The sequence below is a fragment of the Streptomyces sp. NPDC001927 genome (assembly GCF_053594455.1).
The window spans coordinates 182,239-201,559 of the sequence record NZ_JBSFEN010000002.1 but is presented as its reverse complement, the minus strand read 5'-3'; the positions used below and the strand labels follow the sequence as shown (position 1 = coordinate 201,559).

21 protein-coding genes and 1 pseudogene are annotated in these 19,321 nt (G+C 72.4%); 20 read left to right on the top strand and 2 right to left on the bottom strand.

Annotated elements, in window-relative coordinates; all coding sequences use genetic code 11:
• From pcaG to ACWCO8_RS05420, 10 genes are all read left to right on the top strand, one after another.
• Positions 1-570: a protocatechuate 3,4-dioxygenase subunit alpha gene (gene pcaG, locus ACWCO8_RS05465; protein ID WP_451031043.1), complete on the top strand. Its 570-nt coding sequence runs from the start codon at positions 1-3 to the stop codon at positions 568-570.
• On the top strand, positions 567-1,907 hold the full coding sequence (pcaB, locus tag ACWCO8_RS05460) for a 3-carboxy-cis,cis-muconate cycloisomerase (protein WP_451031042.1): 1,341 nt from the start codon (positions 567-569) through the stop codon (positions 1,905-1,907). The genes pcaG and pcaB overlap by 4 nt, the downstream gene beginning before the upstream one ends.
• On the top strand, positions 1,904-3,049 hold the full coding sequence (gene pcaDC / locus ACWCO8_RS05455; RefSeq protein WP_451031041.1) for a bifunctional 3-oxoadipate enol-lactonase/4-carboxymuconolactone decarboxylase PcaDC: 1,146 nt from the start codon (positions 1,904-1,906) through the stop codon (positions 3,047-3,049). Before pcaB ends, pcaDC begins: the two co-directional genes overlap by 4 nt.
• A 32-nt stretch (positions 3,050-3,081) precedes the next feature.
• Complete coding sequence (gene aroQ / locus ACWCO8_RS05450; RefSeq protein ID WP_451031040.1) at positions 3,082-3,543, top strand: type II 3-dehydroquinate dehydratase; 462 nt, start codon at positions 3,082-3,084, stop codon at positions 3,541-3,543.
• Between the two features lie 103 nt (positions 3,544-3,646).
• Positions 3,647-4,387, top strand: a complete 741-nt coding sequence (locus ACWCO8_RS05445; RefSeq protein ID WP_451031039.1) for an amino acid ABC transporter ATP-binding protein — start codon at positions 3,647-3,649, stop codon at positions 4,385-4,387.
• Positions 4,388-4,507: 120 nt separating this feature from the next.
• Positions 4,508-5,350 carry a glutamate ABC transporter substrate-binding protein gene (locus tag ACWCO8_RS05440; RefSeq protein WP_451031038.1) on the top strand — a complete coding sequence of 281 codons (843 nt, stop codon included), beginning with the start codon at positions 4,508-4,510 and terminating at the stop codon, positions 5,348-5,350.
• Positions 5,351-5,360: 10 nt separating this feature from the next.
• A complete protein-coding gene (locus ACWCO8_RS05435; RefSeq protein WP_451031037.1) occupies positions 5,361-6,026 on the top strand; it encodes an amino acid ABC transporter permease in 666 nt (221 codons plus the stop codon).
• 19 nt (positions 6,027-6,045) lie between these two features.
• On the top strand, positions 6,046-7,008 hold the full coding sequence (locus ACWCO8_RS05430; RefSeq protein WP_451031036.1) for an amino acid ABC transporter permease: 963 nt from the start codon (positions 6,046-6,048) through the stop codon (positions 7,006-7,008).
• A 121-nt stretch (positions 7,009-7,129) separates the two neighbouring features.
• Complete coding sequence (nadE, locus tag ACWCO8_RS05425; protein ID WP_451031035.1) at positions 7,130-7,960, top strand: ammonia-dependent NAD(+) synthetase; 831 nt, start codon at positions 7,130-7,132, stop codon at positions 7,958-7,960.
• A gap of 154 nt (positions 7,961-8,114) precedes the next feature.
• A complete protein-coding gene (locus tag ACWCO8_RS05420) occupies positions 8,115-8,498 on the top strand; it encodes a VOC family protein (RefSeq protein WP_451031034.1) in 384 nt (127 codons plus the stop codon).
• A 13-nt stretch (positions 8,499-8,511) separates the two neighbouring features.
• Here ACWCO8_RS05420 and ACWCO8_RS05415 read toward each other — a convergent pair.
• Positions 8,512-8,949 (bottom strand): annotated as a pseudogene (locus ACWCO8_RS05415) (hypothetical protein); the annotation flags it as partial.
• Positions 8,950-9,118: 169 nt separating this feature from the next.
• Between ACWCO8_RS05415 and ACWCO8_RS05410 the strand changes: the two are divergent.
• From ACWCO8_RS05410 to ACWCO8_RS05395, 4 genes are all read left to right on the top strand, one after another.
• Positions 9,119-9,358 carry a DUF6381 family protein gene (locus ACWCO8_RS05410; RefSeq protein ID WP_362010522.1) on the top strand — a complete coding sequence of 80 codons (240 nt, stop codon included), beginning with the start codon at positions 9,119-9,121 and terminating at the stop codon, positions 9,356-9,358.
• Between the two features lie 105 nt (positions 9,359-9,463).
• Positions 9,464-10,144: an ABC transporter permease gene (locus ACWCO8_RS05405; RefSeq protein ID WP_451031033.1), complete on the top strand. Its 681-nt coding sequence runs from the start codon at positions 9,464-9,466 to the stop codon at positions 10,142-10,144.
• Positions 10,141-10,815, top strand: a complete 675-nt coding sequence (locus ACWCO8_RS05400; RefSeq protein WP_451031032.1) for an ABC transporter permease — start codon at positions 10,141-10,143, stop codon at positions 10,813-10,815. The genes ACWCO8_RS05405 and ACWCO8_RS05400 overlap by 4 nt, the downstream gene beginning before the upstream one ends.
• A complete protein-coding gene (locus tag ACWCO8_RS05395; RefSeq protein ID WP_451031031.1) occupies positions 10,812-11,765 on the top strand; it encodes an ABC transporter substrate-binding protein in 954 nt (317 codons plus the stop codon). Before ACWCO8_RS05400 ends, ACWCO8_RS05395 begins: the two co-directional genes overlap by 4 nt.
• A gap of 56 nt (positions 11,766-11,821) precedes the next feature.
• Here the strand turns inward: ACWCO8_RS05395 and ACWCO8_RS05390 are convergent, their stop codons facing one another.
• The gene (locus ACWCO8_RS05390) at positions 11,822-12,985 is read right to left on the bottom strand and encodes an ABC transporter ATP-binding protein (protein ID WP_451031030.1); all 1,164 of its coding nucleotides are present in this window, start codon (positions 12,983-12,985) and stop codon (positions 11,822-11,824) included.
• A 176-nt stretch (positions 12,986-13,161) separates the two neighbouring features.
• Here ACWCO8_RS05390 and ACWCO8_RS05385 point away from each other — a divergent pair, with 176 nt between their 5' ends.
• The 6 genes from ACWCO8_RS05385 (at position 13,162) to ACWCO8_RS05360 (ending at position 19,321) form a co-directional block, all read left to right on the top strand.
• Positions 13,162-14,619 (top strand): cellulase family glycosylhydrolase, encoded by a 1,458-nt coding sequence (locus ACWCO8_RS05385; RefSeq protein WP_451031029.1) that lies wholly within the window; start codon positions 13,162-13,164, stop codon positions 14,617-14,619.
• Positions 14,620-14,693: 74 nt separating this feature from the next.
• Positions 14,694-15,992, top strand: coding sequence for an alpha/beta fold hydrolase (locus ACWCO8_RS05380; RefSeq protein ID WP_451031028.1), 1,299 nt, complete (start codon positions 14,694-14,696; stop codon positions 15,990-15,992).
• 124 nt (positions 15,993-16,116) lie between these two features.
• The gene (locus ACWCO8_RS05375; protein WP_451031027.1) at positions 16,117-17,016 is read left to right on the top strand and encodes an SIS domain-containing protein; all 900 of its coding nucleotides are present in this window, start codon (positions 16,117-16,119) and stop codon (positions 17,014-17,016) included.
• A gap of 19 nt (positions 17,017-17,035) precedes the next feature.
• Positions 17,036-17,791, top strand: a complete 756-nt coding sequence (locus ACWCO8_RS05370; RefSeq protein WP_451031026.1) for a PIG-L deacetylase family protein — start codon at positions 17,036-17,038, stop codon at positions 17,789-17,791.
• A 71-nt stretch (positions 17,792-17,862) separates the two neighbouring features.
• Positions 17,863-18,435, top strand: coding sequence for a hypothetical protein (locus tag ACWCO8_RS05365; protein WP_451031025.1), 573 nt, complete (start codon positions 17,863-17,865; stop codon positions 18,433-18,435).
• Positions 18,436-18,487: 52 nt separating this feature from the next.
• Entirely contained in the window at positions 18,488-19,321 is an 834-nt protein-coding gene (locus ACWCO8_RS05360) for an enoyl-CoA hydratase/isomerase family protein (protein WP_451031024.1), read from the top strand.

Here is a 19,321-nt window from a genome sequence, read left to right as displayed (position 1 = left end):
ATGTCGCCGCTCCCGACCCCCTCCCACACCGTCGGCCCGTTCTACGGCTACGCCCTGCCCTTCCCCGACGGCGACCGGATCGCACCCGAGGGCCACCCGGACCGGATCGTCCTGCACGGCCATGTGTACGACGGCGAGGGTGCCCCGGTCCCCGACGCGCTCCTCGACTTCTGGCAGGCCGCCCCCGACGGTTCCCTCACGGGCGCGCCCGGATCGCTGCGCCGCGACCCGGTCACCGGTGGCCATCTGGGGCGCAGCGCGACCGACTTCACCGGCTTCGGGCGCGCCCCCACCGACGCCGACGGCCACTACGCGCTCACGACGCTGCCCCCGGGCAACGCGGGCCTGCCGTACATCAGCGTCTGCGTCTTCGCGCGCGGGCTGCTCCACCACCTCTTCACCCGCGCGTATCTGCGCGACGGCGCCGACCCGCTGCTCGACGCGCTGCCGGCCGCGCGCCGGGCCACGCTGCTGGCCAGGCCCGACGAGCGGGCGGCGCCGCCCCGGACGTACCGCTTCGACATACGGCTCCAGGGCGCGGGCGAGACGGTCTTCCTGGAGTTCACATGAGCTCCGACCTCACCGACGTGGGCCTCCTCGCCCCGGGGCGCGCGGGCTCCCCGGCCGAGGCCGCGACCGGCGACACCGCGTTCCTGCGGGCGCTGCTCGACGCGGAGGCGGCCCTCACGCGCGCCCAGGCCGCCGTGGGGCAGGCGCCGGCCGAAGCGGCCGAGGCCGTCACGGCCGCGGCGGACCCGGCCCGCTTCGGCGCGCGGGACATCGCCCTGCGCGCCCGGTCCGGCGGCAACCCCGTCATCCCGCTCGTCGCCGACCTGACGGCCGCCGTGCCGGGGGAGTGGCGCGCGTACGTCCACCGGGGCGCGACGAGCCAGGACATCCTGGACACCGCGGCGATGCTGGTCGCGCGGCGCACGCTCGACCTGATCCTGGCCGACCTCGACCGTACCGAGCGGGCCCTTGCCGCCCTCGCCGCCGCCCACCGGGACACGGCCATGCCCGGCCGCACCCTCACCCAGCACGCCGTGCCCACCACCTTCGGCCTCAAGGCGGCCGGCTGGCGCGCGCTCGCCCTCGACGCGCGCGACCGGATCCGTACGGTACGAGACTCGCTGCCCGCCCAACTCGGCGGCGCCGCAGGGACCTTGGCCGCCTTCGACGCGTACGGCGGCGGTGCGGAGTGCGGCGCCGAGCGGCTCGTGGCCGCCTACGCGCGGGAGACCGGTCTCGCCGCGCCCGTACTGCCCTGGCACACCCTGCGTACGCCGATCGCCGACCTCGCGGGCGCCCTCGCCCTCACGGCCGGGGCGCTCGGCAAGACCGCGGCCGACGTCCTCACGCTCTCCCGCACCGAGATCGGCGAGGTCACCGAAGGGGCGGGCGGCGGCTCCTCCGCCATGCCGCACAAGGCGAACCCCGTACGCGCCACGCTCGTCGCCGCGGCCGCGCGCCGCACCCCGCACCTCGCCGCCACGCTGTACGGCTCTCTGGTCGCCGAGGACGAACGGCCGGCCGGGGCCTGGCACGCCGAGTGGGAGCCGCTGCGCGAGCTGCTCCGACTCGTCGGCGGCGCCGCCCGGGACGCCGCCGAACTGGCCGAGGGGCTCCGGGCCCATGCCGGCGTGATGCGCCACCACCTCGACCTGACCGGCGGGTTGATCGTCTCCGAGCGGCTGTCCGCCGCCCTCGCGCCGCTCGTCGGCCGCGCCCGCGCGAAGGAGATCCTCACCGAACTCGCCGGGCGCGCCCGCGTGGAGGCGCGCCCGCTGGACGACCTGCTCGCCGAGGTAACCGAGTTGAAGGACGTCGACCTCCGCGAGCTGACCGACCCCACCCGCTACACCGGCTCCGCCGGAGCCCTCACCGACCGCGCCCTGGAGCGACCGTGACCACCGCCACCACCCCGCCGCCGCACGCAGGGCTGCACCATCGCGTCGAAGGGCCGGGCACCGCGCCCGTCCTGATCCTCGGCCCCTCGCTCGGAACGTCCGCCGCCCTCTGGGACGCGGTCGCGCCCGAGCTGTCGGCCACGCACCGGGTCGTCCGCTGGGACCTGCCCGGGCACGGCGGCTCCCCGGCCTCGCTCATCGGCCCCGGGGCGACCGTCGCCGACCTGGCCCGGCTCGTTCTCGACCTCGCCGACGCGCTCGGCGTCGACCGCTTCTCCTACGTGGGAGTCTCGCTCGGCGGCGCCGTCGGTCTGCACCTCGCCGCCCACCACCCCGACCGGGTGGAACGGCTCGCCGTCGTCTGCTCTTCCGCCCACTTCGGCGGCTCCGCGCCCTGGCGGGAGCGCGCGGCGACCGTGCGCCGTGAGGGGCTCGACGCGCTGGCGGCGGGCGCCCCCGCCCGCTGGTTCACCCCCGGCTTCACCGTGCCGGAGCTCGTGGCCGACCACCGCCGCGCCGACCCCCAGGCGTACGCGGCCTGCTGCGATGCCCTCGCCGCCTTCGACCTGCGGGACCGCCTGGCGACGATCACCGCGCCCACGCTCGTCCTCGCCGGACGGGAGGACCCGGCGACCCCGCCCGCCCACGCCCGGGAGATCGCGGACGCGATCCCCGGTGCGGCGCTCACCGAGATCCCCGGCGCCTCCCACCTCGCACCGGCCGAACGCCCCGAGGCCGTCCTCGCCGCGCTCCGCGGCCACCTCACGGACGGCGCCGCGGGGAAGCGGGGCATGGAGGTCCGCCGAGAGGTCCTCGGCGACGCCCACGTGGACCGCGCCCAGGCCGGGCAGACGGCCTTCACGGCCCCGTTCCAGGACTTCATCTCCCGCTACGCCTGGGGCGAGATCTGGACCGACCCCACCCTGTCCCGGCGCGAGCGGAGCATGGTCACCCTCACCGCGCTCGTGGCCCACGGCCACCTGGACGAACTGGCCATACACGTCCGTGCCGCCCGCCGGAACGGCCTCACGCCCGAGGAGATCGGGGCCGTCCTCCTCCAGACCGCCGTCTACTGCGGCGTACCCGCGGCCAACGCGGCCTTCGCCGTGGCACAACGCGTCCTCGCGGATCCGGTGTACTGAGCCCACCAGTTCGTACAAGAGGAGCCACACCCATGGGAACCCCCGCCCGCGCCGCCACCGCCGTCCTCGTCCTCAACGGGCCCAATCTCAACCTCCTGGGCCTGCGCGAGCCCGCGATCTACGGCACGGACACCCTCGACACGATCGAGCGGCTCTGCCACGACACCGGCGAGGGGCTCGGCCTCCGCGTCGACTTCCGGCAGTCCAACCACGAGGGCGTCCTCATCGACGCCATCCAGGAGGCCCGTACCGCCCACCGGGGCATCGTGATCAACCCGGCCGGCTACAGCCACACCTCCGTCGCGCTGCGCGACGCCCTCGCCGCCGTCGGACTGCCCGTCGTCGAGGTGCACCTGTCGAACATCCACAAGCGCGAGGAGTTCCGGCACCACAGTTACGTCTCCGGTGTCGCCGACGCCGTGATCTGCGGAGCGGGCGCCCACGGCTACGCCCTCGCCCTGACGCACCTCGCCCGGCTGACCACCACGGAATGACCCCTGCGGCGCCCGCGCGCCGGGCGTCCGGCGTGCGGGGGAACCTCCGAGGGCGGAGCATGAACGTGAGGAGGGTGCCGCGGGGCGGCGACAGGAGGCTGCCATGTCCGACGCGCTCGTCGTGCTGAAGAACGTCGACAAGCACTTCGGCGCGCTGCACGTGCTCCAGTCCATCGACCTGACCGTCGGCCGGGGCGAGGTCGTCGTCGTGATCGGCCCGTCCGGTGGCGGCAAGTCGACGCTCTGCCGCGCCATCAACCGGCTGGAGACCATCGACTCCGGCGAGATCGTCATCGACGGCAAGCCGCTGCCCGCCGAGGGCCGCGAGCTTGCCGCGCTCCGCGCCGACGTCGGCATGGTGTTCCAGTCCTTCAACCTCTTCGCGCACAAGACCGTGCTCGAGAACGTCACCCTCGGGCAGGTCAAGGTCCGCAAGAAGGACAAGAAGACCGCCGAGCAGCGGGCCCGGCAGCTGCTCGACCGGGTCGGGGTCGCGACCCAGGCCGACAAGTACCCCGCCCAGCTCTCCGGCGGCCAGCAGCAGCGCGTCGCGATCGCCCGGGCGCTGGCCATGGACCCGAAGGTGATGCTCTTCGACGAGCCGACCTCGGCTCTCGACCCCGAGATGATCAACGAGGTCCTGGAGGTCATGCAGCAGCTGGCCCGGGACGGAATGACCATGGTCGTCGTGACCCACGAGATGGGATTCGCCCGCTCCGCCGCCAACCGCGTGGTCTTCATGGCGGACGGCCGGATCGTGGAGGAGACGACCCCCGAGCAGTTCTTCAGCAACCCCAGCAGCGACCGCGCCAAGGACTTCCTCTCGAAGATCCTGCACCACTGACTGAAGAGACGATTTCGCACCACTGACCGGAGAGACGATCTCGCACCACTCACCGGAGAACCGAACGCACCACCGACCGCGGCGGCCCCACGACCGCCCAGCAGCCCCAGGGGTGACCCCATGAACCCTCGCAAGCTCACCAAGGCCGGCGTCGCCGCGGCCGCCGCGCTCGCCCTCTCCTTCTCCCTGGCCGCCTGCGGCGACGACGGAGGCAGCAGCTCCGGGAGCGGCGACGAGAAGATCACCGTCGGCATCAAGTTCGACCAGCCCGGCGTGGGCCTGAAGACGCCGGACGGCACGTACACCGGCTTCGACGTCGACGTGGCGACCTACGTCGCCAAGCAGCTCGGCCACGATCCCGGCGACATCGAGTGGAAGGAGGCCAAGAGCGCCGACCGGGAGACCCTGCTGCAGCGTGGTGACGTCGACTTCATCGCGGCCTCGTACTCGATCAACGACGAGCGGGCGCAGAAGGTCGACTTCGCCGGACCGTACCTACTGGCCCACCAGGACGTCCTGATCCGCGCGGACGACAACTCGATCACCAAGCCCGAGGACCTCAACAACAAGAAGCTCTGCTCGGTCACCGGCTCGACCTCCGCGCAGAACGTCAAGACCAAGATCGCGCCGCAGGCCCAGCTCCAGGAGTACGGCGGGTACTCGGAGTGCCTGACCGGGCTCGAGAACGGCGTCATCGACGCCCTGACCACGGACGACGCGATCCTCGCCGGCTACGCCTCGCAGCCCGAGTTCGAGGGCAAGTTCAAGCTCGGCGGCTTCGACATGAGCAACGAGAACTACGGCATCGGCGTGCAGAAGGGCAGCGAACTGAAGGAACAGATCAACGACGCCCTGGAGCAGATGGTCGCCGACGGATCCTGGGACGCGGCCGTGAAGAAGAACTTCGGCCCGGCGGAGTACCAGAACGAACCCGCACCGGAGATCGGCGTCGTCGTGAAGTGAGTGGGCCGCCGTGTTCGACTTTCTCGAAGGCTACGACCTGCTGGGAGCGTTCTGGGTGACGGTGCAGCTCACCGTCTACTCCGCGATCGGCTCCCTGATCTGGGGGACGCTGCTGGCCGCCATGCGCGTCAGCCCCGTCCCCCTGATGCGGGGCTTCGGCACCGTCTACGTCAACATCGTCCGCAACATCCCGCTGACCGTTATCATCGTCTTCACCTCGCTCGGCCTGTTCCAGACCCTCGGCGTCAACATGGGCGCCAAGGACTTCACCACGATCAACTTCCGGCTCGCCGTCCTCGGACTGATCGCCTACACCTCGGCCTTCGTCTGCGAGGCGCTGCGCTCGGGCATCAACACCGTCCCCCTCGGCCAGGTCGAGGCCGCCCGCGCGATCGGGCTCAACTTCCCGCAGGTCCTGCGCCTCGTCGTGCTCCCGCAGGCGTTCCGCTCCGTGGTGGGACCGCTGGCCAACGTCCTGATCGCGCTCACCAAGAACACCACCGTCGCCGCCGCCATCGGCGTCGCCGAGGCGGCCCTGCTCATGCGGGAGATGATCGAGAACGAAGCCCAGCTGATCCTCATCTCGGCGATCTTCGCCGTCGGCTTCATCTGCCTCACGCTCCCCACCGGGCTCTTCCTCGGCTGGCTGAGCAAGAAGGTGGCGGTGAAGCGATGAAGCCCGTGGCGGTGAAGCGATGAAGAAGCCGACGGTGAAAGCGGCGAAGGAGCCGGCGGTGAAGGCGGCGAAGGAGCGGCCCACCGTTCTCTACGACGTCCCGGGACCGCGCGCGAAGCGCCGGAACGTGCTCTACACGCTGCTGTTCCTGATCGCCGTCGCCGCGGTGATCTGGTGGGTCCTCCTGGCCCTCGCCGACAAGGACCAGCTGGAGGCCAACAAGTGGGAGCCCTTCTTCACCGACTCCCGGGTCTGGACCACGTACCTCCTCCCGGCCCTGGAGAACACCCTGATCGCCGCCGCGCTCTCCATGGTCATCGCGCTGCCCCTCGGCGCCATCCTCGGCATCGGCCGGCTCTCCGACCACCGCTGGATCCGGGGCACGGCAGGGACGGTGGTGGAGTTCTTCCGCGCGATCCCCGTCCTCATCCTGATGCTCTTCGCCAACGCCGCGTACTCCGAGTTCACCGACGTCAGCCCCGAGAACCGGCCGCTGTACGCGGTCGTCACCGGCCTCGTCCTCTACAACGCCTCGGTCCTCGCCGAGGTGTTCAGGGCCGGGATCCTCTCGCTGCCCAGCGGCCAGACCGACGCCGCGAAGGCGATCGGCATGCGCAAGGGCCAGACCATGACGTACGTCCTGCTGCCCCAGTCGGTCACCGCGATGCTCCCGGCGCTCGTCAGCCAGCTCGTCGTGATCGTCAAGGACACCGCGCTCGGCGGCGCCATGCTCGGCTTCTCCGAGCTGCTCGCCTCCGTGCGCCCGATGAGCGCGAACTACGGCGCCAACACCATCGCGAGCTTCACCGTCGTCGCCGTCATCTTCGTCATCCTCAACTTCGCGCTCACCACCTTCGCGAGCTGGCTGGAGCGCCGGCTGCGGCGGGCCAGGAAGTCGACGGGCGCCGTCGTCGGCGTCGACGCGGTGGAGGACCTGAACCGCCCGGGCGAGCACCTGGGGCCGACGAGCCCGGGGAAGTGAGGTCCTGGTCGGAGGTGTCGCGCGGCGGCCGCGTTTCGGTGTCGGGGGACCGGCCGCATAGAGTCGACCTGGCCTTCCGACCGGCCTTTCCGTACCGCCGACCCTCCCCGAGGAGCTTGACGTGACCGACGCGGCGTCCACCGCCCTGCAGCAGCAGATCGCCGAGGAACTCGAGGTGTCCCCGATCTTCGACCCGCTGGTCGAGATCGAACGCCGGGTGGCCTTCCTCACCGAGCGCCTCACCTCCACGGGGCTGCGCAGCCTGGTCCTCGGGATCAGCGGCGGCGTGGACTCCACCACCGCGGGCCGGCTCTGCCAGCTCGCCGTGGAGCGGGCCAGGGCGGCCGGCCACGACGCCACCTTCTACGCCATGCGGCTGCCCTACGGCGTCCAGGCCGACGAGAAGGACGCCCAGCTCGCCCTGGGCTTCATCGCCGCCGACCGGGTCCTGACCGTGGACGTCAAGGCGTCGAGCGACGCCGCCCTGGAGGCCTCCGTGGCCGGCGGGGTGACCTTCCGGGACGCCCACCACCAGGACTTCGTCCAGGGCAACATCAAGGCCAGGCAGCGCATGATCGCGCAGTACGCGGTCGCGGGCGCCCACGACGGCCTGGTCGTCGGCACCGACCACGCGGCGGAGGCGGTCTCCGGCTTCTTCACCAAGTACGGCGACGGCGCCGCCGACGTCGTCCCGCTGACCGGCCTGACCAAGCGCCGCGTGCGGGCCTGCGCCGACGCGCTCGGCGCCCCCTCCGAGCTGGTCTGGAAGACCCCGACGGCCGACCTGGAGACCCTCGACCCGGGCAAGCCCGACGAGGACGCGCTGGGTGTCACGTACGACGAGATCGACGACTTCCTGGAGGGCAAGCCGGTCGGGGAGGCCGCGTACGCCTCGATCGTGCGCCGCTACGAACTCACCGATCACAAGCGCCGACTGCCGATCGCACCCTGAGGCCCTCCGGCTTTATGGCCCTGCGGCCTTGAGCTCCCTGCGAGTGACAGGCGGCGACCATCCGGACGCGAGCGCGCGTGTCGGGCGTCCGGATGGTGGTCGAGTGGGTGTGCCCTCGGAATTCCCGAACGGCACACGCGAAGGAGACAACGGCATGTTCGGACAGTCGAAGGCGTTCAGCGGCTTCTCGGTCGACGATCTCGACCGGGCCCGTCAGTTCTACGGCGACACCCTCGGCCTCCAGGTGGAGGAGACCGGTGACGCGGACATGCGGATGCTGACGATCAAGCTGGGGAGCGGCGCGAGCGTCTTCGTGTACCCCAAGGACAACCACTCGCCCGCGTCCTTCACGATCCTGAACTTCCCCGTGGACGACATCGACGTGGCCGTCGACGAGCTGGCGAAGCGGGGTGTCTCCTTCGAGCGCTACGCCGAGTTCGAGCACGACGCCAAGGGCATCGTGCGGGGCCCGGGCGGCCCGTCCATCGCCTGGTTCACCGACCCTGCCGGGAACGTGCTGGCCGTCCTGAAGGAGTAGGACCCGCAGGTCAGAGCGCGGTGGCCACGGCCCGTACCAGCCAGGCGTTGACCGAGAGACCCTCCTGTCCCGCGGCCTCCTCCGCCCGGGCCTTCAGGTGGGCCGGAAGCCTGAAGTTGACGCGCGCCGTGGCCGACTCGTCCCCGTCCGCCGGCAGCGGAGCCGGTACGGGTACGGGGGCCGGCTTCCTTACCTCGGAGGGGGCGAAGGGCGGCGGGGTCACGACGAACTCCGGGTCGTTCCCCCGCAGCCGTACGTCGACCGAGCCGGGCGCCAGCTCGCTGGTGACCTCGTCCATGGCCGCGGAGAGGGCGTTGAGCAGGGTGAGCCGGGCGGCCGACTCCAGCGGCGCGGCGAGCCGCTCGGCGAGCGCACCGGCCTCCTCGCCGCCGGTGGCCGCGGCGACCGCGAGCTCGTGGCGGAGGTTCTCGACGTACGGCATCAGGTCCATGGCGCCATGGTGGCATCATTGTGGCGCCACTGCAAGGGGTGCTTGGCGCCATGGTGCTGGCGTGCGGGCGCCCGGGTTTCCGCCGTCGCCCCGGGCCGGGCTTCCCTCACACCGCAGGCCGGGTTTCCGTCCCCGCGCGGAGGGCAGCCGCCCGCCGAGGAGGTGCGCCATGGACAGTGGCAGCGAACGGGACGGCAGGGGCCGCGAAGGCGAGGCGGCGCACGCCCACGCCCAGTACCAGCGCGACAAGGCCGAGAACCTCCTCCAGCGGGCCCGGCGGAGCGCCGACCCCGAGGAGGCGGACCGGCTGCGTGAGCAGGGCGAGCGCCTCAAGGAACGCAGCGAACGCGCGCTGCGCGAGGAGCACGCACCCTGGCCCGACGACCTCCACGAGCGCTACCCCGGCTGAGTACGCGAACGGCGCGCGGCCGCTGGGCATCCGGGTGGCGCCGGTGAGGCCCCGAACGGCCCGGCCCGGCGTGCGCCGTAGGGGGCCGCGACCTGGAATGGGGGGATGACCGCGCCTCCCGACGACTGCCTCGCGCGCAACGAGTGGATCTGCGGCGAGTATCTGTCCTCCCGGAGCGAGATCCTCGGCGACGCCACCCTTCAGCACCTCCAGCTGACCTTCGTCGCGGTCGCCCTCGGACTGCTCCTCGCCGTCCCGCTCGCCGTCGCCGCCCGCCGTTGGCGCTGGGCCGCGGGACCGGTCCTCGGGATCACCACGATCCTCTACACGATCCCGTCCCTCGCGATGTTCTCGCTGCTCCTGCCCGTCTACGGGCTCAGCGCCTCCATCGTCATCGCGGGGCTCGTGCTGTACTCGCTCACCCTGCTCGTACGGAACATCCTGGCCGGTCTCCGCGCCGTCCCCGAGGAGACCCGGCAGGCCGCGCGCGGCCTCGGCTACGGCCCCGTCCGGATGCTGCTCACCGTCGAGCTGCCGCTCGCGCTCCCCGCCGCGATGGCCGGGCTCCGCATCGCCACCGTCTCCGCCGTCTCCCTCGTCACCATCGGCGCGATCGTCGGCTACGGCGGCCTCGGCAACCTCATCTACGCCGGGATGAACACCTACTTCAAGGCACAGGTCCTCACCGCCTCCGTCCTCTGCGTGATCATCGCGATCGCCGCCGACCTGCTCCTGCTCGGCCTGCAGCGGCTGCTCACCCCCTGGACCCGCAGGCAGGCCGCGTGAACACCCTCGCCGCCACCTGGGACTGGCTCACCACATCCGCCAACTGGTCCGGCGACAACGGGGTCTGGAACCGGCTCGCCCAGCACCTCTACCTGACCGTCGTCTGCCTGGCGCTGAGCTGCGCGATCGCGCTCCCGGTCGCGCTCGTCCTCGGCCACCTCGGCAAGGGCGGGGCGCTCGCCGTCAACCTCTCCAACGTGGGCCGCGCCGTGCCCACCTTCGCCGTCCTCGTCCTGCTGCTGCTCAGCCCCATCGGCACGTACGGGGACTGGCCGACGATCATCGCGCTCACCCTCTTCGCGATCCCCCCGCTGCTCACCAACGCGTACGTCGGGATGCGCGGGGTCGACGCCGATGTCGTACGGGCCGCGCGGGGCATGGGGATGACCGGCCGGCAGATGCTCTTCGGGGTGGAGCTGCCGCTCGCGCTGCCGCTGATCCTCACCGGGGTCCGCATCGCCGCCGTGCAGCTCGTGGCCACCGCGACCGTCGCCGCGCTCGCGGGCGGCGGAGGACTCGGCCGGATCATCACGGCCGGGTTCAACCTCGCCTCCACCCCGCAGGTCGTCGCGGGCGCCGTGCTCGTCGCCCTCTTCGCGCTGCTTGTCGAAGCAGTCTTCGAGGGTGCCCAGCGGCTCGCCCCGGCCTGGGCGCGGGGGACCGCGGGATGAGGGCGCGGCTCGTGAGGGTCGCGGCCGGGCTTGCGCTGCTCGTCCTCGCCGGCTGCGCCACGGGCCCCTCCCTGGAGAACCAGGGCGAGGTCACCGCATCGCCCGGCGACAGCCGCCATCTCACCATCGGCTCGGCGGGCTTCACCGAGAGCGACCTGCTGGCCCAGATGTACGCGCTGCTCCTGGAGCAGGCCGGCTACAGCACGAAGATCATCTCGGTCACCAACCGCGAGATCTACGAACCGGCCCTGGAGAACGGCCAGATCGACGTCGTACCGGAGTACGCGGCCACCTTCGCGGACTGGCTGAACGCCAAGGCCAACGGGCCGGACGCGCCGACCGTCGGCTCGCCCGACCTGGCCACGACGATGACCGCGTTGCGCGGGCTCGCCACACCCCGGGGGCTCAGGGTCCTCGACCCGGGCCGGGCCGTCGACCAGAACGCCTTCGCCGTCACGGGCGCGTACGCCGAGGAGCACGGGCTCAAGACGCTGAGCGACCTGGGCGCGGCGAAGCTGCCCGTACGGCTCGCGGCGGGTGACGAGTGCGTCCAGCGGCCGTACTGCGCGCCGGGGCTGCGCGAGACGTACGGGATCGACGTCACCGGCGTCGACCCGAAGGGCGTCGGCACCACACCGGCCAAGCAGGCGGTGCAGAGCGGGCAGGACCAGATGGTCCTGACGACGAGCACCGACGGCACCCTCGACGAGTTCGGCCTGGTGCTGCTCGCCGACGACAAGAACCTCCAGAACGCCGACTACATCGTCCCGGTCGTCAACCACTCCCGCGCCGGGAGCGAGGGCGTGACGAAGGCACTCGACCGCCTGAACACGGTCCTGACCACGGCAGACCTGGCCGCCATGAACGAGCAGGTGGACAGCTGGCGCCGGCTCCCCGAGGACGTCGCGCGGAGCTACCTCCAGGAGAAGAAGCTGATCCCGGCCGGTTAGCTTCTCGCGCGCGTGCAGGCCTGCTCAGGCGCCCACGCCTCACGCGGCCACGCCTCTCACGCGTCCGCGACCGAGTCGAAGTCCACCTCGTCCCGCGCCACGCCCTGCGCGTCCGCGTCCACCGAGCGGCGGAGCGCCTCGTGGAGTTTGGCCGGGGTGAGGACGCCGAGGAAGCGCGTCCCATCGAGGACGGCCACCCAGCCCGCGTCGTGCTGGAGCATCTCGCTGAACGCGTGCTTCAGTGGGGCGCCGACCGGCACCCAGGCCTCCATGCGGCGGGCCAGGTCGCCGACCGTGCCCTCCTGGCCGGCGAGCGCGAGGGCGTCGGCGGCCACCCAGCCGTGCAGATCGCCGTCGGCGCCGAGCACGACCGCCCAGCGGCCCGCGTCGGTGCGCAGCCGGGCCGCCGCGTCCGCCGCCGGCTCGTCGAGGCGGGCGACCGGCGGCTGCTCCAGGTCGTCCGGTTCGATCGTGGTCACCGAGAGCCGCTTCAGTCCCCGGTCGGCGCCGACGAACTGGGCGACGTACGGCGTGGCGGGCGTGCCGAGCACGGCCGCCGGGGTGTCGAACTGCTCGATGCGGCCCTGTCCGTACACGGCGATACGGTCGCCCATCCGGACGGCCTCCTCGATGTCGTGGGTCACCAGGAGGACGGTCTTGCGCACGGTGGCCTGGAGGTTCAGGAACTCGTTCTGGAGGCGCTCGCGGACCACGGGGTCGACCGCGCCGAAGGGCTCGTCCATCAGGAGGACGGGCGGGTCGGCGGCGAGCGCGCGGGCCACGCCGACGCGTTGGCGCTGCCCGCCGGAGAGCTGGGAGGGGTAGCGGGAGCCGTACGTCTTCGGGTCGAGGCCGACCAGGTCGAGCAGTTCGGCCGCGCGGGCGCGGGCCTTCGCCTTCTTCCAGCCGATCAGCGCGGGCACGGTCGCGGTGTTGTCGAGGATCGTCCGGTGTGGGAAGAGCCCGACCTGCTGGATGACGTAGCCGATGCCCCTGCGCAGTTTGACCGGGTCGACCGAGGCGATGTCCTTCCCGTCGACCAGGATCCGGCCGGAGGTCGGCTCGATGAGCCGGTTGACCATCATCATCGTGGTCGTCTTGCCGCAGCCGGACGGGCCGACCAGGGTGACCAGTTCGCCCTCGGCGACCTCGAAGCTCAGTCCGTCGACCGCGGTCGTGCCGTCCGGGTACACCTTGCTGACCTGCTCGAACCGGATCATGGATCCACGCTAGGAGCCGCGCGGGCCCGGCGCACGGGGACGGGGCCACTCGGGGACCGCCCGGACGCCCCACCGCACCGCCCTTGTCATGACCCTTGCGAGCGACTCGGCGAGGCTGCTATTCATCTTTCGTTAGGAAAGTTTCCTTCCAATACCCCCCCGTCCCGGGAGTCCCCATGACTTCGGCACGATCAGCACGTCTCCGGCTGCGCTCCCTCGGTGCCGCAGGCACCGCCGCGGCCGCGCTCCTCCTCGGCCTGGCCACCGCGCCACCCGCGGCCGTCGCGGCCCCCGTCACCCACGAGGCGGAGACCGCGACCGTCTCCCAGGGCGTCGTCGAGTCCAACCACACCGGCTTCACCGGCAGCGGCTTCGTCAACTACGACAACGTCACCGGCAGCTCCGTGCAGTGGAACGTCAACGCCGCCCAGGCGGGCTCCGCGACCCTGACCCTCCGCTACGCCAACGGCACCGCCACCAACCGGCCGATGGACATCGCCGTCAACGGGACCGTCGTCGCCGCCGGCAAGTCCTTCGCCGGCACCGGGGCCTGGACCAGCTGGGCCACCACGACCCTCACGGCCAACCTCAAGGCCGGCGCCAACACCGTCCGGGCCACCGCGACCACCGCCAACGGCGGCCCGAACGTCGACCACCTCAAGGTCGACACCGCCACCACCCCGCCCGTCACCGGCACCCCCGTCGAGATCAACGGCCAGCTGTCGGTCTGCGGCACCAAGCTCTGCAACCAGTACGGCAAGCCGATCCAGCTGCGCGGCATGTCCAGCCACGGCACCCAGTGGTACCCGCAGTGCCTCACCAACGGCTCGCTCGACGCCCTTGCCACGGACTGGAAGGCCGACATCCTGCGCGTCTCCACCTACGTCCAGGAGGACGGCTGGGAGACCGACCCGACCAAGTTCACCAACCTCGCCAGCACCCTGATCGACCAGGCCACCGCGCGCGGCATGTACGTGATCGTCGACTGGCACATGCTCGACCCGGGCGACCCGAACGCCAACCTGGCGAACGCCAAGAAGTTCTTCACGGACATCGCGGGCCGGCACAAGAACAAGAACAACGTCTTCTACGAGATCGCCAACGAGCCCAGCGGCGTCAGCTGGTCCACGGTGAAGAGCTACGCCGAGCAGATCATCCCGGTCATCCGGAACATCGACGGCAACGCCCCGGTCCTGGTCGGCACCCGCGCCTGGTCCTCCCTCGGCGTCTCGGAGGGCGGCAACGAGACCGAGGTCGTGAACAACCCGGTCAACGCCTCCAACATCATGTACACCTTCCACTTCTACGCGTACTCGCACCGCGAGGAGTACCTGAACACCCTGTCCCGGGCCGCCGACCGCATCCCGATGTTCGTCACCGAGTTCGGCACCCAGAACTACGCGGGTGAGGGCGCGAACGACTTCGCGATGACGCAGAAGTACATCGACCTGATGGCGAACAAGAAGATCAGCTGGACCAACTGGAACTTCTCCGACGACCACCGCTCGGGCGCGGTCTTCAAGATCGGCACCTGCGACAGCAACGGTCCCTGGACCGGCACCTCGTCCCTGAAGGAGGCCGGCGTCTGGATCCGGGACCGGATCAGGTCGGCGGACAACTTCCCGACCTCCTGACACCCCTCGGTGCGCCCCCGCCCGGCCCCCTGTGATGGACTGGACGGGCGGGGGCGTATCGAACAGGAGCACCGTTGACCAGCTACCGCCAGCCCGGCCTCGTCCTCACCGACCACCGCTTCACCGTTCCGCTCGATCACGCCGTCCCCGACGGCGAGCGGATCGAGCTGTACGGCCGCGAGGTCGTCGCGGGCGGCCGGGCGGGCGAGGACCTGCCGTGGCTGGTGTACCTGGAGGGCGGGCCCGGCTTCGGGGCCCGCCGCTTCATCGGGCCGCAGGCCTGGCTCGGCCGGGCCGTCCAGGAGTACCGCGTCCTCCTCCTCGACCAGCGCGGCACCGGCCACTCCACCCCCGCCAACCGCCAGACCCTCCCGCTGCGCGGCACGCCCCGGCAGCAGGCCGACTACCTCGCGCACTTCCGGTCCGACGCGATCGTCCAGGACTGCGAGACCATCCGCCGCCGCCTCACCGGCGGCGCCCCCTGGACCGTCCTCGGCCAGAGCTTCGGCGGCTTCTGCGCCACCCACTACCTCTCCGCCGCACCCGAAGGCCTGAGCACCGTCCTCGTCACCGGCGGGCTGCCCTCCCTGCACGCGGGCGCCGACGACGTCTACCGGGCCGCCTTCCCGCGGATCCGGCGCAAGGTCGAGGCCCACTACGCCCGCTACCCGCAGGACGTCGCCCGAGCCCGCCGAATCGCCGCCCACCTCCTGGACCGCCCGGCCGCCCTGCCGAACGGCGGGCTCCTCACCGCCCGGGCCTTCCAGTCCCTCGGCATCCTGCTCGGCGGCGGCGAGGGCACCCACCAGCTGCACCTGCTCCTGGAGGACGCCTTCGTCCCCACCGCAGCGGGCCCCGCACTCTCCGACGCCTTCCTGGAGAACGTCCAGGCCCAGCTCTCGTACGCCGGGCACCCGCTCTACGCCGTACTCCACGAGGCCATCTACGCCCAGGGACAGGGGCCGACCGCCTGGGCGGCGGAACGGGTCCGCGCGGAGTTCCCCGAGTTCGACGCGGAGAAGACCCTGGCCGGAGACGGGCCCCTGCTCTTCACCGGCGAGACCGTGCACCCCTGGCACTTCGAGACCGACCCCGCGCTCCGCCCGCTGCGCGAGACCGCCCACCTGCTCGCCGAACGGACGGACTGGGCGCCCCTCTACGACCCGGCGCGGCTCGCCGTCAACGAGGTGCCCGTCGCCGCGGCCGTCTACCACGACGACATGTACGTGGACACGGCCCACTCCCTGGAGACCGCCCGCGCGATCCGGGGCCTGCGAACCTGGGTGACGGACGAGTTCGAGCACGACGGCGTACGGGCGGGCGGCCCGCGCGTCCTGGACCGGCTGCTGTCGCTGACCAGGGGCGAGGTCTGAGGATTCGTGGCTCTCGGCCGTGTCCGCGTGGAAAAGTCCAAGCGGTGCGGCCTGATTGCTCATTGGCGGGTGCGTGGTGCGGCCGGTAGAACTCCTCGAAGCGCACCGAGGAGAGGACCCGGACATGACCACCCACGTCAGTGCCGAGATCGCCGCCCAGCCCGACTGCTGGCGCAGGGCCGGTGACACGGCCGCCGACCACGCCCGGCTGCTGCCCCGGCCGGGCGAGCGGGTCGCCGTCGTCGGCTGCGGGACCTCGTACTTCATGGCCCGCGCGTACGCCGCCCTGCGCGAGTCCCTCGGCGCGGGGGAGACCGACGCCTTCCCGGCCTCCGACGAGACCCCGCTGGGCCGTGCCTACGACCGGATCGTCGCGCTCACCCGCTCGGGCTCGACCACCGAGGTGGTGACCCTGCTCGCCCGCGCCTCCGGCCGGATCCCGACGCTCGTCCTGACCGCCGTCCCCGACAGCAGGGCCGCCCACCACGCGGACCGGGTCATCGGCCTCGGGTACGCCGACGAACGCTCCGTCGCCCAGACCCGGTTCGCCACGACCGCCCTCCAACTGCTGCGCGCGGGCCTGGGCGTGGATCTCGGCCCCTCGATCGCCGACGCCGAACTCGCCCTCTACGAACCGCTGCCGGCGGTCTGGGAACGGCGCGCCCAGTTCACCTTCCTCGGCGCGGGCTGGACGGCCGGACTCGCCGACGAGGCCGCGCACAAGCTGCGCGGGGTGGCCCGCGCCTGGGCGGAGTCGTACGCGGCGATGGAGTACCGGCACGGGCCGATCGTCATCAGCGACCGCACGAGTCTCGTGTGCTGCCTCGGGCCCGAACCGGCCGGACTCCGGGACGAAGTGGAGGCCACCGGGGCGCTGTTCGCCGCCGACGCGATCGACCCGGTGGCCGCCCTGGTGCGCGCCCAGCGGCTCGCCGTGACGCTCGCCGCGCGGCGCGGACTGAACCCGGACCGCCCCCGGCACGCCTCGCGCTCGGTGATCCTCTCCGGAGCGCTCGGGCGTTGAGTGGTCGTATCCTGCGCCCATGATCGAGGACACGAACGCCACGGACCTGGCCGACATGCCCGATGACTGGCAGCGTGCGCTCGCCGTCGTCGCCCACCCGGACGACCTGGAGTACGGCTGCGCGGCCGCCATCGCGGGCTGGACCGACGGCGGCAAGGAGGTCGTCTACGTCCTCGCCACCCGGGGCGAGGCCGGCATCGACACCCTCGACCCCGCCACCTGCGGCCCGCTGCGCGAGCAGGAGCAGCGGGCGAGCGCGGAGGTGGTCGGGGTGTCGACGGTGGAGTTCCTCGACCACCGGGACGGCGTGATCGAGTACGGGCTCGGCCTGCGCCGCGACATCGCGGGCGCGATCCGGCGCCACCGCCCCGAACTCGTCCTCACCCTCAACCACCGCGACACCTGGGGCCCGGGCGCCGGAGGGTTCTGGAACACCCCCGACCACGTGGCCGTCGGCCGCGCCACGCTCGACGCGGCGGGCGACGCGGGCAACCGCTGGATCTTCCCCGAACTGACCGAGCGCGGCCTGGAGCCCTGGAACGGCGTCCGCTGGGTGGCCGTCGCCGGCTCCAGCACCCCCACCCACGCCGTCGACGCCACCCCGGGCGCCGAACGCGCCGTCCACTCCCTGCTCGCCCACCGCGCCTACATCGAGGCCCTCACGGACCAGGCCCCGGAGGAGTACGTCCGCACGTTCCAGGCCTCCAACGACCAGCGCTACGCGTCCCGCTACGGCAACCGCCCGACGGTCGCCTTCGAGCTGTTCTCCCGCTGAGAGACGGTCCACCGGGTGGGTGATGTCCGTGGCCAAGGGCGGTGTCAGTGGCGTGGCCTAATCTCGCCGTCATGACCACACTGCTCCTCCACGGCGGCGCGACCGACCCCACCGCACCCGTCTCCCGCGCCGGCGGCCTGCCCCTCGCCCCCGAGGGCTTCGGCTGGCCGCGCTGCGCCGAGTGCGCGGGGGCGATGCAGTTCATCGCCCACCTGGACCGCGGCACGGACGTCGTCGCCGTCTTCATGTGCCAGAACGAACCGGGCCTCTGCGAGGAGTGGGACGCGGCCGCCGGCGGCAACCGGGCGTACATATTCCCGGCGGAGGGGCTCACGCCGCTCGCCGCCCCGGCCGAGGGCGAGACGCTGCTCGACAAGGTCTCCGTGCTGACGGCCCGGCCCGTCGAGGCCGAGACGTACGGCAAGGAGGACACCTTCGGACCCGTGGACGGCATGGCCGTCCTCGGGCAGCTGGGCGGGGAGCCGTACTGGCTCCAGTGGGACGAGACCCCGGACTGCGGCGGCTGCGGCAAGGAGATGGGGTTCGTCGCCCAGCTGGACCAGGTCGCCAACTTCGGCGGGGGATACGCCTATGCCTTCGCCTGCGACGCGTGCGCGGAAGCGGCCTTCCTCTGGCAGTGCTGAGCCCCTAGCCTGACCCCTGTCTGACGGATCGTCAGCGGTCAGGGGGTGCGCGGTGATCGACACGCTCGACAGGGAGATCCCGGAGGGCGAGGAGCGGTTCACGTTCGTCGTCGAGGACGGCGTCGGTGTGCTCACGCTCTGTCGGCCCGAGAAGCTCAACGGGTGGAGCTGGGAGGCCAGTCGGCAGCTCGGGATCATGGCCGACCGCATCCGGTTCGACGAGAGCGTACGCGTCGTGCTGCTGCGGGCCGAGGGGCGCGCGTTCTGCGCCGGCATCGACGTCAGCGCGCCCGGCGGCGGGATCACCGGCCGGACGACGCCCGAGAAGATCCAGCGGTACGACGAGGGCATCCGCTGGGTCCACGAGCGCTTCGCCGTCCTCGCCCGGCTGCCGCAGCCGGTCGTGGCCGCCGTCCAGGGCTACTGCCTGGGCTTCGGCTTCGAGCTGGCCCTCATGGCCGACATCCGGATCGCCTCCGCCGACGCCGTCTTCGCCCTCCCCGAGGCCGGCCTGGGCGTCGCCGTCGACGCGGGCGGCGATCTGCGGATCGCCCGCGACGCCGGCGCGGGCTGGGCCAAGTACCTGGCCCTCACCAGCCGCCGGATCGACGCCGCCACCGCCGAACGGCTCGGCCTCGTCCAGCTCGTCACCGAACGCGACGAGCTGGACTCCACCGCCCGCGCGACGGCGGCCGCCATCGCGGCCGCCGCGCCGCTCGCGGTCCGGGCGATCAAGCGGAACATCGACGCCTACGCCGACCAGGGCCTGGCCGCCGCCCTCGACCGCACGGCCTCCGCCGCCGCCCTGACCCTCTCCTCCGCCGACGCCCGCGAGGGCTACGCGGCGAAGGCGGCACGCCGGACCCCGCGCTTCGAAGGCGGCTGA

Coding starts and splice junctions, on each gene's coding strand:
- ACWCO8_RS05395 (WP_451031031.1), top strand. CDS start 10,812: ATGAGGGCGCGGCTCGTGAGGGTCGCGGCCGGGCTTGCGCTGCTCGTC.
- ACWCO8_RS05440 (WP_451031038.1), top strand. CDS start 4,508: ATGAACCCTCGCAAGCTCACCAAGGCCGGCGTCGCCGCGGCCGCCGCG.
- ACWCO8_RS05420 (WP_451031034.1), top strand. CDS start 8,115: ATGTTCGGACAGTCGAAGGCGTTCAGCGGCTTCTCGGTCGACGATCTC.
- ACWCO8_RS05385 (WP_451031029.1), top strand. CDS start 13,162: ATGACTTCGGCACGATCAGCACGTCTCCGGCTGCGCTCCCTCGGTGCC.
- pcaG (WP_451031043.1), top strand. CDS start 1: ATGTCGCCGCTCCCGACCCCCTCCCACACCGTCGGCCCGTTCTACGGC.
- ACWCO8_RS05410 (WP_362010522.1), top strand. CDS start 9,119: ATGGACAGTGGCAGCGAACGGGACGGCAGGGGCCGCGAAGGCGAGGCG.
- ACWCO8_RS05405 (WP_451031033.1), top strand. CDS start 9,464: ATGACCGCGCCTCCCGACGACTGCCTCGCGCGCAACGAGTGGATCTGC.
- ACWCO8_RS05375 (WP_451031027.1), top strand. CDS start 16,117: ATGACCACCCACGTCAGTGCCGAGATCGCCGCCCAGCCCGACTGCTGG.
- ACWCO8_RS05430 (WP_451031036.1), top strand. CDS start 6,046: ATGAAGAAGCCGACGGTGAAAGCGGCGAAGGAGCCGGCGGTGAAGGCG.
- aroQ (WP_451031040.1), top strand. CDS start 3,082: ATGGGAACCCCCGCCCGCGCCGCCACCGCCGTCCTCGTCCTCAACGGG.
- pcaB (WP_451031042.1), top strand. CDS start 567: ATGAGCTCCGACCTCACCGACGTGGGCCTCCTCGCCCCGGGGCGCGCG.
- ACWCO8_RS05370 (WP_451031026.1), top strand. CDS start 17,036: ATGATCGAGGACACGAACGCCACGGACCTGGCCGACATGCCCGATGAC.
- ACWCO8_RS05365 (WP_451031025.1), top strand. CDS start 17,863: ATGACCACACTGCTCCTCCACGGCGGCGCGACCGACCCCACCGCACCC.
- ACWCO8_RS05445 (WP_451031039.1), top strand. CDS start 3,647: ATGTCCGACGCGCTCGTCGTGCTGAAGAACGTCGACAAGCACTTCGGC.
- ACWCO8_RS05390 (WP_451031030.1), bottom strand. CDS start 12,985: ATGATCCGGTTCGAGCAGGTCAGCAAGGTGTACCCGGACGGCACGACC.